The 17407-nt window shown below is 37.2% G+C and carries 15 protein-coding genes; all 15 read left to right on the forward strand.

Annotated elements, in window-relative coordinates; all coding sequences use genetic code 11:
* The first annotated feature begins 12 nt into the window (after positions 1–12).
* The 15 genes from ACXAGJ_RS17615 to ACXAGJ_RS17685 all read left to right on the forward strand — a co-directional run bounded on the left by ACXAGJ_RS17615 (position 13) and on the right by ACXAGJ_RS17685 (position 17377).
* Positions 13–3543, forward strand: a complete 3531-nt coding sequence (locus ACXAGJ_RS17615; protein ID WP_474841529.1) for a bifunctional metallophosphoesterase/BamA family protein — start codon at positions 13–15, stop codon at positions 3541–3543.
* A 35-nt stretch (positions 3544–3578) separates the two neighbouring features.
* A complete protein-coding gene (locus ACXAGJ_RS17620) occupies positions 3579–5189 on the forward strand; it encodes a glutamate synthase-related protein (RefSeq protein WP_474841531.1) in 1611 nt (536 codons plus the stop codon).
* 19 nt (positions 5190–5208) lie between these two features.
* Positions 5209–5697: an outer membrane beta-barrel protein gene (locus ACXAGJ_RS17625; RefSeq protein WP_474841533.1), complete on the forward strand. Its 489-nt coding sequence runs from the start codon at positions 5209–5211 to the stop codon at positions 5695–5697.
* Between the two features lie 26 nt (positions 5698–5723).
* Positions 5724–6467, forward strand: coding sequence for a hypothetical protein (locus ACXAGJ_RS17630; protein ID WP_474841534.1), 744 nt, complete (start codon positions 5724–5726; stop codon positions 6465–6467).
* 5 nt (positions 6468–6472) lie between these two features.
* Positions 6473–6862 carry a DUF2721 domain-containing protein gene (locus ACXAGJ_RS17635; protein ID WP_474841536.1) on the forward strand — a complete coding sequence of 130 codons (390 nt, stop codon included), beginning with the start codon at positions 6473–6475 and terminating at the stop codon, positions 6860–6862.
* A 12-nt stretch (positions 6863–6874) separates the two neighbouring features.
* Entirely contained in the window at positions 6875–8830 is a 1956-nt protein-coding gene (locus ACXAGJ_RS17640; protein ID WP_474841538.1) for a thiamine pyrophosphate-binding protein, read from the forward strand.
* Between the two features lie 29 nt (positions 8831–8859).
* Positions 8860–9045 carry a hypothetical protein gene (locus ACXAGJ_RS17645; protein ID WP_474841540.1) on the forward strand — a complete coding sequence of 62 codons (186 nt, stop codon included), beginning with the start codon at positions 8860–8862 and terminating at the stop codon, positions 9043–9045.
* Positions 9046–9047: 2 nt separating this feature from the next.
* The gene (locus ACXAGJ_RS17650) at positions 9048–9446 is read left to right on the forward strand and encodes a hypothetical protein (protein ID WP_474841542.1); all 399 of its coding nucleotides are present in this window, start codon (positions 9048–9050) and stop codon (positions 9444–9446) included.
* Positions 9446–10477, forward strand: a complete 1032-nt coding sequence (locus tag ACXAGJ_RS17655; protein ID WP_474841543.1) for a Rieske 2Fe-2S domain-containing protein — start codon at positions 9446–9448, stop codon at positions 10475–10477. Before ACXAGJ_RS17650 ends, ACXAGJ_RS17655 begins: the two co-directional genes overlap by 1 nt.
* Positions 10478–10490: 13 nt before the next feature.
* On the forward strand, positions 10491–11288 hold the full coding sequence (locus ACXAGJ_RS17660) for a hypothetical protein (protein ID WP_474841545.1): 798 nt from the start codon (positions 10491–10493) through the stop codon (positions 11286–11288).
* Positions 11289–11293: 5 nt separating this feature from the next.
* Complete coding sequence (locus ACXAGJ_RS17665) at positions 11294–11944, forward strand: potassium channel family protein (protein WP_474841547.1); 651 nt, start codon at positions 11294–11296, stop codon at positions 11942–11944.
* Positions 11945–11948: 4 nt separating this feature from the next.
* Positions 11949–13190, forward strand: a complete 1242-nt coding sequence (locus ACXAGJ_RS17670) for a cation:proton antiporter (protein ID WP_474841549.1) — start codon at positions 11949–11951, stop codon at positions 13188–13190.
* 102 nt (positions 13191–13292) lie between these two features.
* Complete coding sequence (gene ppk1 / locus ACXAGJ_RS17675; protein ID WP_474841551.1) at positions 13293–15314, forward strand: polyphosphate kinase 1; 2022 nt, start codon at positions 13293–13295, stop codon at positions 15312–15314.
* 313 nt (positions 15315–15627) lie between these two features.
* The gene (locus tag ACXAGJ_RS17680) at positions 15628–16566 is read left to right on the forward strand and encodes a hypothetical protein (protein WP_474841553.1); all 939 of its coding nucleotides are present in this window, start codon (positions 15628–15630) and stop codon (positions 16564–16566) included.
* A 31-nt stretch (positions 16567–16597) separates the two neighbouring features.
* Positions 16598–17377: a glycoside hydrolase family 25 protein gene (locus tag ACXAGJ_RS17685; RefSeq protein ID WP_474841555.1), complete on the forward strand. Its 780-nt coding sequence runs from the start codon at positions 16598–16600 to the stop codon at positions 17375–17377.
* Positions 17378–17407 lie beyond the last annotated feature (30 nt).

Here is a 17407-nt window from a genome sequence, read left to right on the forward strand (position 1 = left end):
CGTATATTAATTATGAAATTCACACAACCAAAAATCATCTCGACACTCTTCTTTGTATTTGCCTTTTCTGTCTTATACAGTCAAGAAAGCGAAATAGAGAATTCGATATACATTACTGCAAATACCAGTAATGATATTGATCTAGATGTACTACAACAGATCGTCAAAGCATCAGAACAACAAAAAGACAACACCTTATTATTGGTTGGTAATATTGCTGATCCAGCCAGTATTAAAGAAAATTCTACAAAAACTACGATAGGGAAACAATTGGATGTTATCGAAGACTTTAATGGGCAAATTATACTCACTCCCGGATACAACGAATGGAAAGTATCGGGTTACAAAAACGTCAAAAGAATCGAAAAATTTGTTCAGGATAACAGTGCAGCCAAGTACTATCCCGATGATGGATGCCCTATCAAGAAAAAAGACCTTTCCGAAAACGTGGTCTTAATCGCTGTAGATTCTCAATGGTATCTCGAAAACTGGGATAAAAATATCTACATCAATGACAATTGTGAGATTCAAAACCGAACACAGTTTTACGATGAGTTTGAAAGTGTGCTGAAAAAGAATCAAGATAAAATTAAGATCGTTGCTATTCATCACCCGGTTTTTTCAAACTCTACTTCGGGTCTAATTGCCAGAACTGGAGGTACGTCTACCCAGGATTTTCAGAACAAACAATACACCGACTTACGAAATAAATTACTTACTCTCGCACGCCAACGAGAAAATGTCATCTTTGCTTCTGGGAAAGATCAAAACCTGCAATACATCAATAAATATAGCATTCCTCAAATCATTAGTGGTGCCGTGGGAAATACAAAAGGTGTGCGATCGGTGATGAAAGGTGATTTTGGTGCTTCGCAAATGGGATATGCCAAATTAGATGTGTTTAAAAGTGGAAAGGTCACCGTTTCTTTTTTCTCCAGTACCGATACTCCTATATTTTCTACGATCATTTTTTCTGGAGATGTTTCAGAACTTTCCTATAATTTCAAATCGAAAAACAGTTTTGAAAAAACCACAACATCTTCTGTATATACCGCAGAGGAAACCACAAAGGGAAAATTATATCGTGGACTTTGGGGAGACCATTATCGAAAATTTTACAGCACCCAAGTGGAAGCTCCCATAGTATTCTTAGACACCTTATTTGGTGGACTACAACCAATACGCCGTGGAGGAGGACATCAATCTAAATCCCTTCGATTAGAAGATAAAGATGGAAGACAGTTTGTAATGCGAGCCTTAAGAAAAAGTGCTACTAAATTCTTACAGGCGACGGCATTTCAGGATAAATACGTAGAAGAAGATTTACAAGATAGTTTTGCAGATCGATTTTTACTGGATTTCTATACCTCTGCTCATCCCTACACTCCGTTTGCTGTGGGTACACTTGCCGATGCTGCAAATGTATACCATACCAATCCTAAACTCTTTTATGTGCCTAAACAAGAAGCGTTAGGAGTATACAACGATGAGTATGGAGATGAACTATACATGATCGAAGAACGTGTTGCCTCGAATCAAAACGAGTTAGAAAGTTTTGGGAAACCCAAAGATATCCTAAGTACAAATGATGTGTTGATGGAGATTCGAAAAACCGGAAAATCTATTGTCGACGAACCTTCTTACATACGTGCCCGATTATTTGATATGCTTATCGGAGATTGGGATAGACACGAAGATCAATGGCGTTGGGCGCGATTCCAAAATCCCGATGGAACCGAAGTATGTAAACCGATCCCCAGGGATAGAGACCAGGCATTTTCTGTATTTGATGGCAGTGTACTCTCGTTTTTGAGATTTGCTGTGCCCTTTATACGAATGATGCAGTCTTTTGATGAAGAGTTACCCAATACCAAGTGGTTCAACTTTGAGCCTTACCCGCTTGATCTTACCTTTATCAATAAATCCAATTGGGAAGATTGGCAACATCAAATCCAATATATCCAGAACAACCTAACCGACGAGGTGATAGAAAAAGCTTTTAACGAGATTCCTGATGAAGTGAAAGGAGAAACTATTGAATCTCTTAAAACCAAACTAAAAGGAAGAAGAGCTAATCTTGAAAATATTGCCAGAGCCTATTATTTGTACATCAATAAATTTGAAGTAGTCGTCGGGACTCAAAAAAATGATGATTTTATCATCGAAAGACTTCCCAATGGCCAAACTTCTGTAAACATAAAACGTAAAGATCATGAAATTTTCGATCGTACCTTCACCAATGAAGAAACCAAAGAAATTTGGTTATATGGTCTAAATGGTAATGATTCATTTAAGGTCCAGGGACAAGGCGATCATCCGATCATGGTTCGGATTATGGGTGGACGAAAAAATGACACTTACGATTTTAGCAATAGAAGAAAGGTGAAACTTTATGACTACAAATCAAAAGATAATACCATCGTACACAAAAATTCAAGAAAGTGGCTAGTCGATTCTTATGAGATTAATAATTATGACTACAAAAAACGTCGCTATCATGTAAATCAGGTATTACCGCTATTAGCCTTTAATCCCGATGATGGATTACGCATTGGGGTTCAAAACACCTTTACACAATATGGTCTGCAAAGAAACCCTTTTACTCATAAACAATCCATTGGTGCATCGTATTATACAGGATCATCAGGGTTTGATGTATCATACAATGGAGAGTTTTCTAATATTTTTTACAACTGGAATTTTGGTGTAGAAGCCAAATACAACAGCCCTACGTTTGCGATTAACTTTTTTGGAATTGGTAATGATACCGAATACGACAGAGACGAAGTAGATTTAGATTTTAACCGAACTCGAATTGAGAAATTGAGTGCTGCGATTTCTCTGATATGGAGAGGTCGAGATGGAGGTAACTTTTACTTCAAACCGCTATTCGAATCTTTTGAGGTTGAAAACACAAATGGACGATTCATCAATATCGTACCCGCCACCAATGATGTTTTTGAAAGACAAAACTATCTGGGAGCCGAAGCACATTATCATTTTGCCAACAAAAATGACCTTGCTTTTCCTACCTATGCACTTAATACAGGGATCACCGCAGGATATAAAACCAATATTGATGGTGGAGATAATGAAAATAGTTTTGCCTATGTAAGACCGTATTTTTCTATAGATCATAGCCTTTCTAAAAGAGGCAACTTTGTTCTGGCTACAAAAGTTCAAGCCGAAGCGATACTTGGTGATGATTTTGAGTTCTATCACGGAACTACAATTGGAGGAAACAACGGACTACGTGGTTTCAGAAACGAACGCTTTAATGGTAAGTACTCTCTATACCAAAATATCGATCTGCGTTGGCAACTAGGAAAATTCAAAACCAGCTTTATCCCTTTAAAATATGGAGTAACCGGTGGGTTTGATCATGGTCGGGTTTGGGTTGAAGACGACGATTCGGATACCTGGCATACCTCAGTAGGAGGAACTTTTTGGATTAGTGGTTTAGACACTTTTTCGGCAAATGCTGGTTTATATGGCACCGAAGACGGAGCACGATTTGTATTTACTGTTGGATTCGCTTTTTAGAACAAAAAATAAACTTTTAACATACGCTCACACTTATGAAAAAACCGGTTGTAATTGCACAGGTTAGCAAGTTGGAAACCAAAACACCAACACATGCCATTGTAAATGGCTTGGATTTAGTTATTGTAAAATATGAAGATGATATTTCTGTGCTCTATGGTCGATGCCTGCACAGAGGTGCTTTGATGGCAGATGGTCATATCGATGGACACAATCTAATTTGTGGTGTACACGGTTGGGATTATCGCTATGACACAGGAGTGTCAGAATATAATAACAAGGAAGTATTACATAAGTTTACAGCACAAATAAAAGGAGATGATTTATTGGTAGATGAGGAAGAAATCAACCAATACTTGGCTGAACACCCACAACCTTTCAATAGAGAAGAATATTTGGGTGCCTATGCGGATACTCATCCAGAAGAAACTGAGCCTTATACGAACTATATTAAACATTTAGCACAATATGGTTTGAAAAAAGTAGGGCATCACGGGTTTTCAGAAGCAATGGGAGTAGACCGAAACACGCTTCCCAAATGGGAAAATATACAATTTCTACCTGCTCAATTGGCAAAGAAACCTTTATTAGATCACGAAGAAGTTGCTACCAAAGTAGTGATCGGACCAAGGGCCAAAAAACCGTTAACCCTCAATATTCCTTTATTTGTGAGTGATATGAGTTTCGGAGCTTTATCGAGAGAGGCAAAGATTGCGCTATCAGCTGGTGCTGAAATGGCCGGAACCGGAATCTGTTCTGGAGAAGGTGGAATGTTACCCGATGAGCAAGCCGAAAACTCAAGATATTTTATGGAGTACGCTTCTGCCGGGTTTGGTTTCTCTTGGGATCGCGTTCCCAAAGTGCAAGCATTTCATTTTAAAGGTGGACAAGGTGCCAAAACAGGTACCGGAGGGCATCTCCCCGGAGAAAAAGTAAAGGGAGAAATCGCAAAAGTTCGTGAGTTAAAAGAAGGGGAAGCAGCAATATCTCCTGCCACTTTTACAAACCTGGTTACCGTAAAAGATTTTAGAGATTGGGGTAATAAGGTCCGTGAAGTATCTGGAGGAATTCCAGTAGGATTCAAGTTGGCAGCAAGTCACATCGAAAAAGATATTGCCTTTGCACTTGAAGCCGATGCAGATTACATCATTTTGGATGGACGTGGAGGTGGAACCGGAGCTGCACCAACGGTTTTGCGAAATAACATCAACGTACCTACAATTCCGGCCCTGGCTAGAGCCAGAAAATTTTTGGATCAGCAAGGGGTAAAGGACGTTACCCTAGTCATTACTGGTGGACTTCGTATAGCAGAGGATTTTGCCAAAGCCATGATGCTTGGAGCAGATGCTATTGCTGTTTCGAATGCGGCCATACAGGCGGTAGGTTGTGTAGGGATGAGAGCCTGTAACACTAATAATTGCCCGGTGGGAGTTGCCACTCAAAAAGAACATCTAAGAGCACGATTAAAAATCCAATCCTCAGCCAGGCAATTGGCCAATTATTTTGAAGCCTCTACAGAGTTGATGCAAGTTATCGCGAGATCTTGTGGTCATAATGATATCCAACAATTCAATTTTGATGATCTGACCACTTTTGATTATGACATGCATCGACTAACGGGCATTAACTATGCGGGTGTGCTATAAAATACTGTTAGTCGTTATTTTGAGCTTTCCCTCAACGCTGTTAGGCCAACAAGGATGGATGCTAGGTTTTGCCCCATCCTTAGAACTTGAAGAAAATTTGATAGGATTTAATGCAAGAGGGTACTACGGAATTAACGAGCATTTTTGTTTTGGTCCGGAAGTAACCCTATTCCCAAAGCAAGAAGTAGAAAATAATTATGATCTAAAAATAACCGAACTCAACTTCAATGCACATTACATCTTTGAAGTGTCTCATAAAATTGGAGTGTATCCATTATCCGGTATTAATTATACCATTGAACAAGAGCGAGTTTCAAATACTTCTGAAGAGGAAAAAGATGAAGCTTTTGGAATCAATTATGGACTTGGAGTACACTATAATCTAGGAAAAACTTTTGCTTTTGCTGAGTTTAAAGGAGTTTCGGGAGCATTGAATGACGAATTTATTACGGTTGGAGTTGTTTTTGTTTTTCTAAAAAACGAAAAGCAAACATCGCATAAAGAATAGGTAATAACACACAAATAAACCTTAACATGACAAATCAATTGCACTTGGCAGCACAATATCTGGCTGCAGCAGGAATCAGTTTTTTAGAGAAAAAAGAGGATGATAGCCATACAAACCTTGGATTTTCAACAGAAAATGCCATTTTATCTACTCGTAAATTAGGAGATAAAGAGATCCGACTTTGTTTGAATTACAATCTTTTTACTTTAGAATGGAAAGATCAAAACACCATTAATTCATTGAAATTAGACGGGTCAACGCATGCCGAAATAGTAGAATGGATTCAACAAATGGCTCATCAATATGGGTTAGGAACTTATAGCTATGACCTACATTATGATCTACCCTACAAAATTCATGATGACTACATATTTACACTTCAGGATAAACAACAATTAGAGGTACTGAAAAAGCACCGTATCCTGGCTAACACGGTCATTCAAAAATTCCTAAACGATAACCATCTAAGTTCAGAAATACGCATATGGCCTCATCATTTCGATACTGGCGCATTTACCCCTCTGGAGGATGAATCTGGGTTGGCTATTGGACTGGGAATGGCAATCCCCGATACCATGATCGATGACTATTATTTCTACATCAGTGCCTATCACGGACATGATGGTATCGACACTTCTAATTTTGCTGCTCTTACCGCGGGTGAATGGAAGAATGAAGGCTTTAAAGGAGCTGTATTGGCAATTAGTGATATAGATAATACAACCGGAGTACGTTTTTTTAACGAAGCATTTCAAGCTTATAAAAACTAATTCCTATGGAAAACTGGTATATTCCTGCAACGATCATTCCCGGGATTGGATTATTGATCCTTTCTACCTCTAACCTCCTCATAAATCTAAGTACAGAGATTAAAGGACTAATAGAAAAGGATGGAATGAATCAAAATCTTATTGAGCAAAAATTAAAGCAATTAAAATTTCTGAACAGCGCGATGGTATTTCTATATATAGGAGTAGCAAGTTTGGTCATTTCAGCTTTGGTTTCAGGTTTATACAAAAGCGCTGATAGCAATTTCGAATTTTCCATTTATATCTCTATAGCGGGAATTGTTAGCGTACTTCTCGGGTTAATCATATTGATTATTTACTCATTTAGAGCAGTACGGATACGACAACAGCAATTTCATCAAAAAACAAATAACTAAACACACAAATTCATGGCATCAAACAAAAAAACAGTATGGTACAAAGTACTGGACAACAAAGATCGACTCCCAGAAGGCAGAGTACAAACCGTTACTGCGGGACATCAAGGTATTTGCCTTACGCATTTTGAAGGAAAGTTCTCTGCGCTTGATAATAGTTGTCCGCATCAGGGAGGACCGCTTGGAGAAGGTTCTATAGAAAATGGAATGTTACGATGCCCATGGCATGGTTGGGATTTTCATCCTTGTACAGGATTACCCCCTGGTGGATTTGATGACGGTGTAACGACCTTTGATGTTAAGGAAGAAGAAAATGCAATATACGTAGGTATTCCTGAAGAAGGTGAGCATCAAGAAACTATCTCTGATGTTATGATCGAGACCATGGTCAATTGGGGTATAGATACGGTATTCGGTATGGTTGGGCACAGTAATTTGGGGGTTGCAGATGCCATGAGAAGACAAGAACAAAAAGGGAAATTACGTTTCTTCGGAATTCGTCATGAAGGAGCAGCTGCCTTTGCAGCATCTGGATATGCAAAATTAACAGGAAAACCCGCCGCTTGTTTTGGAATTGCAGGACCAGGAGCCACCAATATGTTTACAGGGATGTGGGATGCCAAAGTTGATCGTGTACCATTATTAGCGCTTTCGGGACAAGTACATACGCAAGTTGTGGGTACAGGTGCATTTCAAGAAGTGGATTTGACCAAAGCTTTTAACAGTGTAGCTGAATTTAATCATGCAGTACATCTCAACTCTAATCATAGTGAATTAATGTCTTTGGCATTAAAGCATGCTTTGATCAAAAGAGACGTTTCTCACCTCACTTTTCCTGATGAAGTTGCCTTTACCGCTAAGCCGGAAAAAGAAAAAGCGCAAACACCAGAGAATCGTATTACACCATTTAATATTTCTCCACCCAAAGAAATGCTTCATAAAGCCATTAACATGATCAAATCTGCAAAAAGACCTGCAATAATCGTGGGACATGGAGCACGTTTTGAAATGGAGAGCATCATCCAATACGCAAGCACGCTTAACTGCCCAGTGATTACCACTTTCAAAGGAAAAGGTTTGATCCCAGATGATCACGAATTGGGTTGCGGTGTATTAGGACGAAGTGGAACACCTATCGCTTCCTGGTTTATGAATGAAAGTGATCTTTTGATTGTTTTTGGTGCCTCGTTCTCTAATCACACGGGGATCACTCCCAAAAAACCAATCATCCAGGTAGATTTTGATCCTATGGCGTTGAGTAAATTCCATAAAGTTGACTGCGCGTTGTGGGGTGAAATTTCTGAAACTTTAACTGTAATACGCAAAGAAACTGAAGGAGTAACGCAGAGTATTGATCATCGCGAAGAAATTGCTTCCCGTTGGCAAATATGGAGAAATGAGAAACAAAGCAGGCTTCAGGACTCAAGTGCTGCCGGCATTAGTTCTATTGCTGTATTTGATGCCATGAACAAGGTAACTCCAGATAATGCAGTAATTGCGGTGGATGTGGGTAACAACACCTATTCTTTTGGTCGATATTTTGAGCCAAAACAACAATCTATTCTTATGTCTGGTTATTTAGGGTCAATTGGCTTTTCATTACCAGCGGCTATGGGGGCTTGGGCAGCACAAGGCGATCAAAGACCAATCTGGTCGGTATCTGGTGATGGAGGTCTGGGTCAGTACCTTGCAGAAATTTCTACTTTGGTAAAATATCAAATGAATATTAAGCATATCGTGCTTAACAATTCTGAACTGGGTAAAATTTCCAAAGAACAACGGGCCGCAGAACTCGATGTATGGCAAACCTCTCTACACAATCCAAGTTTCGCTGATTTTGCAAATAACTGTGGTGCTTTGGGTATCAAAGTAGAAAGATTAGAAGATTTGATTCCCGCTATGGAAAAATTAAGAGATCACCAGGGTCCTGCACTTCTGGAAATAATTACCGATGTAAACCTTATCTAACTATGGAAACTTTGATAAAAATAATCCCTATGCTCATACTCATATACTTTGGTATCGGAGTTTTATTTGGCATCTACTTTTTTACTAAAGGAGCTGCCAAAATAGATTCGCTGATTTCAGAGAGCAAATGGACGGTACGGTTATTATTGGTTCCTGGTGCTATTGGATTGTGGCCTATTTTATTGATTAAAATCTTGAAAGCTTCAAAATCTTAATTATGACTTCTGGACAACGAAAAGCACATAAACTCATCTGGATACTCTTGGTTATTGCGATTCCTGTATTTGTGATGTTTGCTTTAAAAAGTATCAAAGAACCTTTTATTACTGATAGTGATCTAAACAGCAGCGAAGAAATCACAGGGAAATTGATCCTGGATGATGCACAATTTCAAATCCAATTATTGGATAAAAGTAATTTACAAATCATCTTAAAACGCCCTCTTAAAAGTGCTTCCTCTTCCGTATATGGAATTTCGTCGAATAATGAAAGGGAGATTTTTTTAGGAGTTCTGGATAAAAAAGGAATTCATCATTTTCAGATCAACGCTGATTGCAAGAGCATCAAAATCCAAGATGAAATCAAACATATCAACCTTTTTAATATCGAATTGTAATGGGAGTAAGTTATCAAACCGTTCTATGGAACAAGAATAAAAAAGTATATGATAAATGGATTGGTATCGGGATTCTGGTTTATCTGATATGCTTTATTGGTATCACGGTGGTTACAAATCCAGCAACCAGTGTAGAAACCTTGATCATAAGGGCATTCGGGACTTTGGCTATTGCTCTTTTACATATTATTCTGGTAATCGGTCCATTAGCCAGATTAAATACTAATTTTCTTCCTTTGCTATACAACAGAAGACACCTTGGAGTAAGTATGTTTCTAGCTGCTTTGGTCCATGGAGGCTTTTCTCTGTTTCAATTTCATTCCTTGGGAAATGTAAATCCGATTTATGCTTTGTTCACTTCTAATATGGATTATGATTCACTGACTCATTTCCCATTTCAGGTGCTTGGTTTTTTTGCATTGATCATTTTGTTCTTTATGGCTGCTACCAGTCATGATTTTTGGTTAAAAAACCTTTCTCCGAAAACCTGGAAAAGACTTCATATGCTGGTGTATTTTGCCTATGCATTAATCATTATGCATGTTTTTCTTGGTGCTTTTCAGCAACAGCCTTCTTTTGCATCCATAGGTATTTTGATTTTTGGATTTATCATAATTGCCTCGCTACATTTGATTGCTGCTTTTAAAGAAACCAGAATTGATGCTACAGTAACTCAAGATACTGAAGACGGATGGGAATATGTTTGCGATGTTGATGACGTTCCTGAAGACCGAGCCAAAATATTCATTGTCGAAAATGAACGTGTTGCTGTCTTCAAATACAACAATCAATTATCTGCAATTTCAAATGTATGTAAACACCAAGGTGGACCTTTGGGAGAAGGAAAAATAGTCGACGGTTGCGTGACCTGTCCGTGGCATGGATATCAGTATTTGCCACACAATGGCCAGTCTCCTCCTCCATTTACAGAAAAAGTAGCGACTTACAACCTTCGTATTCAGGATCAAAAAGTGTATATACTTCCTACCCCTCTCCCCGAAGGAACTGAAGTTACTCCTATACTCATTTAAAAAAACAGAACTCATGAAAAAAAGAGAAGACGAATTTTATATTGGTTATGTGGATGGTATAGGGCAACATACCAAAAAAACAGTACGGCAATTTGTGCTGTTTGGACTGCTAGCTGTCATCTTAATCGCTTCCATTTTTGCATTTACGCAAAATCAATTTAAGAATAGCACTTTCGAATTAGCTACAACGACCAAAATCATGGGAGTTTATCACGAAAACCCATATCCAATGCTTAAAGTGAAAACCGGAGAAAACTCGTTTAAAAATATCTTATTACTGGGCTTTGGGAAATTTAGTGCTAACCCTTACTTAAAAAAGATCCGAAATAAGTCTGGTTCCATCTCCGGAAGTATCATCAGTATCGAGGGTAATCTCATTTATTACAATGGCAAAACCCTATTGCAAATTACAAATGATGAAAAAGTAACATTACTGGAAAAAGGACAAGCACATCAAGCTCCAAGACCTTCTACTATAGCTAAAAACATGGAGCTAAAGGGAGAAATTGTAGATCCCAAATGCTATTTTGGTGTCATGAAACCAGGAAAAGGAAAGATACATCGCAGTTGTGCGGCCTTATGTATTTCTGGAGGTATCCCTCCTGTTCTGGTAACCAGTGATGACAATAATATCTCAGAATATTACCAAATTACAGATCAAAATGGCAAAGCCATACATAAGGATATTTTACCATTTATTGGTAAGCCTTCACTACTTTCAGGGCAGATAGTACAGCTAGAAGACTGGTATCAAATTAGGATTGATGTGAACACCATACAAGAATTGGATTTACCCTCCGGAATTTATTAAATCATATGTCGAAGACCTTAGAAATATTATCCAAATACAAATACCTTATTGCATTAATAAGTGTATTTAATTTTCTATTAACTCCCATTCATGCGAGTATTTCTTCTATACAACCTGCACACCCGGTAGTAATCAATTATACCTTAGTCATATTAGCGAGTTCTTTAATTGCTTCAGACTCCAGAAAGAGGATTAGAACCTATGCTTTGGGAGCCATTACCTTAGTTTTTATCTGGATAGAATTTTCTTATCCCAATCACATGGGTATCTTAGCCTGTCGTCTTGCCTCTTCTTTGGTATTGTTCTCTCACTTTTGCTTACTCTTAATTCATCAACTAAGAAAGATTCGCACTATGAACCTTCAATTTATTTTGGGGCCGATTTTAGGTTTTATTTATCTGGGAATTATTGGAGGTATTTTTTTTGAAACTGTACACCTCATTGATCCTTCTTCCTTCCGGTTTCATAGCGATATCTCTGGATATGTATACTATTATTTCAGCTTTATTAGCATTACTACTGTGGGTTATGGAGATATTACCCCTATTACACCCCAAGCTCAAGCGATAACTCTTGTTCTCAATGTTATTGGGCAATTTTATCTCGCTATTGTTATTGCTCTTTTTGTTGGTAAATACATTAATGAAAAAAAATAACATCATGTTACAATCCTTCAGTATTATCTTTTCTATCGCTGCTCTTTACAGCTATATCAACTACAAATGGTTAAAGCTACCCACAACTATTGCGTTGATGATTATGAGCCTTGTGACCATTCTTATCATCACAATAAGTAAAAGTATTTTTCCTTCATTTTATCAGTTTTTTTGCGACATCATTGTCAATTCAGATTTTAAAACCTTGTTATTGGATGGTATTCTAAGTTTTTTACTCTTTGCCGGAGCATTGCATGTAAATATTGAAGACCTAAACAAAGAAAAATGGTCGATTGTCTTGTTTGCATCCTTAGGAGTTCTTATTTCAACTTTTGTCGTGGGAGGATTGCTTTATCTGATTGCTAATCCAATAGGAGTATCTCTTCCCTTTTTGGATGCCTTATTATTTGGTGCCTTAATCTCTCCTACTGATCCTATTGCCGTTATGGCCATACTTAAGAAAGCAAATATTTCAAAAAGTCTGGGTATTAAAATAGAAGGAGAATCTCTTTTTAATGACGGGATTGGTGTTGTTGTCTTTTCTGGTATTTTAATTTTGGCTGGAATGGGTGAACATGATATAGAAAGTTCTATCGGTTCAGAAATTGGAAAACTTTTTCTGGAAGAAGCCGTTGGGGGAATAGCATACGGTACTGCACTTGGGTTTCTGGGATATTACACGATCAAATCGATAAAAGAAAACCCTCAACTTGCTGTTATGATTAGCCTTGCCATTGTAATGGGGGGTTATGCCATCGCCTCTATGATACATGTATCTGGTCCACTGGCAATGGTAGTTACCGGAATGGTTATCGGCAACAAACTAAATATTAAAAGTAATACTGGCCCCACCCGAAAACTAATTAATGAAATATGGGAAGTTTTGGATGACGTGTTTAACGGTATTTTATTTGTTCTAATAGGGTTGGCAATCCATTTACTAAAATACGATCCATTACATCTTACACTGGGAATAATCACCATCCTAATAGTTCTTCTTTCTAGGTTTATTTCTGTATTGTTACCCTATTCTTTATTACGACATACTGAGGATAGTCCTATCAAAACAGTAAGTGTGCTTACCTGGGGAGGTTTACGTGGTGGGATTTCGGTAGCTTTGGCGTTAAGCCTTTCTGATAATGCTTCTTCCGAGGTTATATTGTATATTACCTATGTAGTTGTGATTTTTTCAATAATTGTTCAAGGCTTAAGTATCGGAAAACTAGTTAAAAGATTGTATCGATAATATCCATCATCTTTTTTTACATAAAAATAACACTAACATCATATATAATTTTGGCATCAAGAGCTTTAGTGTCATTATATTTCAAAATTAAACCTTAAGAATATGGCGCTCATATCAAAGAAATACTATAACAGAGATCTATCGTGGTTACGCTTCAATCATAGAGTATTGCAAGAAGCTGCGGACCGAAACAACCTGTTATACGATCGTATTAAATTCTTGGCCATCTTTTCTTCTAACCTTGATGAGTTTTTTAAAGTACGGGTTTCTGATATTAGAAAGATTAAAGATCTTGATAAACCCCTTCGTAAAAAACTAATTACCAAACCCAACAAGCTGTTAAAAAAAATAAAGAAGCAAGTGCATCTTCAACAAGAAGAATTCGGAGCTATTTTTGGTAATCAGATTCTTCCTGAATTGGAGAAAGAAGGCATCCATTTAATTGATCATAATGCGTTTTCGCCATCCCAAAAGGCAATAGCAGAAAGCTATTATAAAGAACATTTAGAACATAAAACACAGGTTCTTATTGATAACGTGCAAAAAAATGAAAGTGTTTTTATTGAGAATGAGCAATTGTATCTTACCTCGCAATCCAATACTTCAGAAGTTGTTATCGTAAAAATCCCCAACGACACGCGTAGATTTGTGACGTTTCCATCAGAAGGCGAGAAACACTACATCACCTTTGTAGACGACATCCTAAAATACAATCTCGCCAAGGTTTATGCAGAAAAAGGATGTTCTGATTTTTACGCGATCAAAATATCCAGAGATGCAGAATTATACATAGACAACGAATATTCTGGAGATCTTCTCAGCAAAATTAAAGATTCGCTAGGCAATCGAGACACAGGTCAGGTTACCCGATTATTAATCGATCGATCGATACCTGATGAACTACTAAGTCGTATTAAAGACACTATAGATGCCAACGAAACGGATGTTTTATGGGGTGGAACCTATCATAATTTTAAAGACTTTTTTGGTTTTCCTAATCCAACAAACAAAGCCTTTACCGAAGATGCTGTAACACCAATATATGACAGTCAACTTCAAAAGTTCGATACTATTTTTGAAGCGATTACCGAAAAAGACCGATTGCGCTATTATCCCTACGAATCTTTTGACGATGTCATTCGTTTGGCACAAGAAGCTGCTGAAGATGAAACCGTAAGTCGAATAAAAGTAACACTCTATCGGGTAGCGAAACAATCTGGGATAGCAGAGGCATTGCTGAAAGCTGCAAAAAACGGAAAAGAAGTTTTTGTTTTTATTGAGACGAAAGCACGATTTGATGAAGAAAATAACATCAGGTGGGGTAAAATTTTGCAAGATAATGGGGCCAAAGTAATGTATAGTTACCCAGGCATAAAAGTACATTCAAAAATCCTGCTAATAGAACGTCTAGAAAATGGTATCGCCAAAAACTATGGCTATATCAGCACAGGAAATTTTAATGAAAAGACCTCCAAAATATACACAGACTTCGGTCTGATGACCGCTAATCAAAAAATAACTGAAGAACTGAATCAGGTTTTTCAACTATTAGAAGGAAACAGCATACTCCCAAAAACTAAAAAACTATTAGTTTCTCCTTTTTCTACACGTAACACTTTCGAAAAATTAATTAGAAATGAAATCGAAAATGCGTTAACCGGTCAAGAAGCCTACATTATTTTGAAATTAAATAGTCTCCAGGATCAGGGGATGATCGATCTTTTATATCAGGCTAGTAATGCAGGGGTAAAAATTCGACTTGTAGTACGAGGCATTTGTTGTCTTGTTCCTGGTATCGAAGGGCAAAGTAAAAATATCTATGTAACTAGTATTGTAGATCGGTTTTTGGAGCATGGTAGGGTATATATATTCGCTAATGGTGGAAAAGAGAAAATGTATATCGGATCGGCCGATTGGATGACACGTAATCTTGATCACAGGATCGAAGTGATTACTCCAATTCTGGATCAAGATGTATATGCTAAAATTAGAAAGGTAGTACAATTACAAATTGAGGACACTGTAAAATCAAGAATCATCGATGAAGATCAAAGTAACGATTATGTGAGTGGTTCTAAAAAAATACGTGCTCAGATGGAAACTGTACAAGCTTTAGCTCAATAGCTACGTAGTTTTTCTTTATTTATCTAATGCTATGATTATCGCAGAATTTTTAGACAGGTTTATAGAAGTACTAATATCTACCGTATTTCCAGATAAAATATCTATGCATTTTCACCAAATGAGGTGGACATCAAGAGCACTAAGATTCCTGTAGGGTGTAATTACAAGGACATTATTAAGCAGGCTTTAGGTTATTATTTGGGCCATAGGTAATAATCGCTAATTTTCAATTTTAAGTAAAAACACGTACAAATTGTTAGGGGTAAAATATTTATCTTTAAGATAGCACAACAACTTTTAAACCTAACCTGTCATGAGTACCAACCAAGCATTGACAACCGTCTTCCAAAAAGATAAAATTTGGATCCTTATCGTTACTTCTATTTTGATCATTATTGGTTTCACCAATCTCCTTGCAACTCCGGCTATTGACTTTTTGACCAATGTAAATAGTGATATGATGCTGAGTCTTGGGATTGCGATGGAATTAAAAAGTATAGCTTCTAGCGTTGACAGTTCCAAAATCCCACTAATCGGAGGGTTAGCAACAGAGCTCGAAGATATTTTTACACGTGCTATCAATTATCTGGCATTTTCTAATATTGTTCTTGGTGTTCAAACCATTTTGGTAAATATGGGGAAATCCTTACTATTCAAAATACTACCCATTTTTTTTATGGTTGGAATATTCTTTAAAAAATACAACCAAATTGCGTTGCGATTATTGATTATATCCCTTTTGATTAATCCTGGATTAGCATTATACGTGAATGGTATTCACTATGTTTCAGACACTATGGAACTAAGTTTGGGGTCAGACCTACACAAGCAACTGTCTGAAATAAAAAACAAGTATGAGGATAAAAAAGAAAAACTAAAGGCAAAACAGGAAAGTAAGAAGAAAAAACAACTAGAAAAAGCCAAAGAAAAAGGGCATAAGGACATTAGCCTATTCAAAAAAGTGGAAGATGCCGTAGTTGACAAAGTCGAAGATGTTGGAGTCGATGTTAGCGAAGGAGTATCCGAAACTTTTCAGATTCTCAAAGAAGGCAAAAAAGAATTGATGAAGCTCATCCTTAATATGGTGAGTAATCTGGCCGTCCTTTTCTTGATTTTGCCACTATTATACTTCTATATTATGGGGCTGGTACTGAAAAAATTCTTCCATTTTTCAGGATTAAATCTTATCGGTACTCAAGAAATAGATAACCTTAAAAAACTTGGTAAAGATTTCGAATCCAGTAATCACTAACCAATACAACATACTCAAAAAACCTAATCTTATGAAAAAAGCAGCATTTTTCTTACTTACGCTATGTTTGATGATATCGTGTAAAAAAGAACAGGAAAACATAGAAGTCCAACAACCAGAAGTTGAAAAAAAAGAAGTGATTAAAGATCCGTGTACCTCTGAGGAAGATAGAATCCGAACAGAACCCAGTATACTGGGGATGGATATTTCGCATTTTCAGGGAGAAATACAATGGAACAAAATAAAAGCAGATGGTGTCAACTTTGTATACATGAAAGCCACTCAGGGAACAACCTTTAAAGATCCCAGATTTGAAAAGAACCATGCGGCGACCAAAAAGAATTGCTTGTATAGAGGTGCATATCATTTCTATGAAAGCGGAAAAGATCCCAAAAAACAAGCACAAAATTTTACTGAAACCGTAAAAGAACTAATTCCTGGTGATCTACCACCTGTGTTAGATTTGGAAGAATTAGGAATAAAAACTTCGGTCACCAAAAAAATGTACGAAACCAACACACTACTATGGCTCAGAATAGTTGAAGAAAAATTAGGGGTTCGACCTATCATTTACAGCAATCCTACTTTTGCCAATTCGTATCTTAAACATCCAGAGTTTGCCAACTATAAACTCTGGATAGCAGATTATACCAAGGCAGCATCTCCTGCAATGCCTTATACCTGGAAAGATAAAAGTTGGACATTTTGGCAACGTACCGATAGCAAAAAATTAGAAGGTGCCCAAGGAAAAATCGATTACGATCTATTTCAAGGTGATGCCGACTCTTTTCTGAAAATGATAAAGAAATAGAGATCAAGATTATTCGGTATTGATTATCTT

The organism is Aquimarina sp. AWH4_224 (assembly GCF_056160245.1).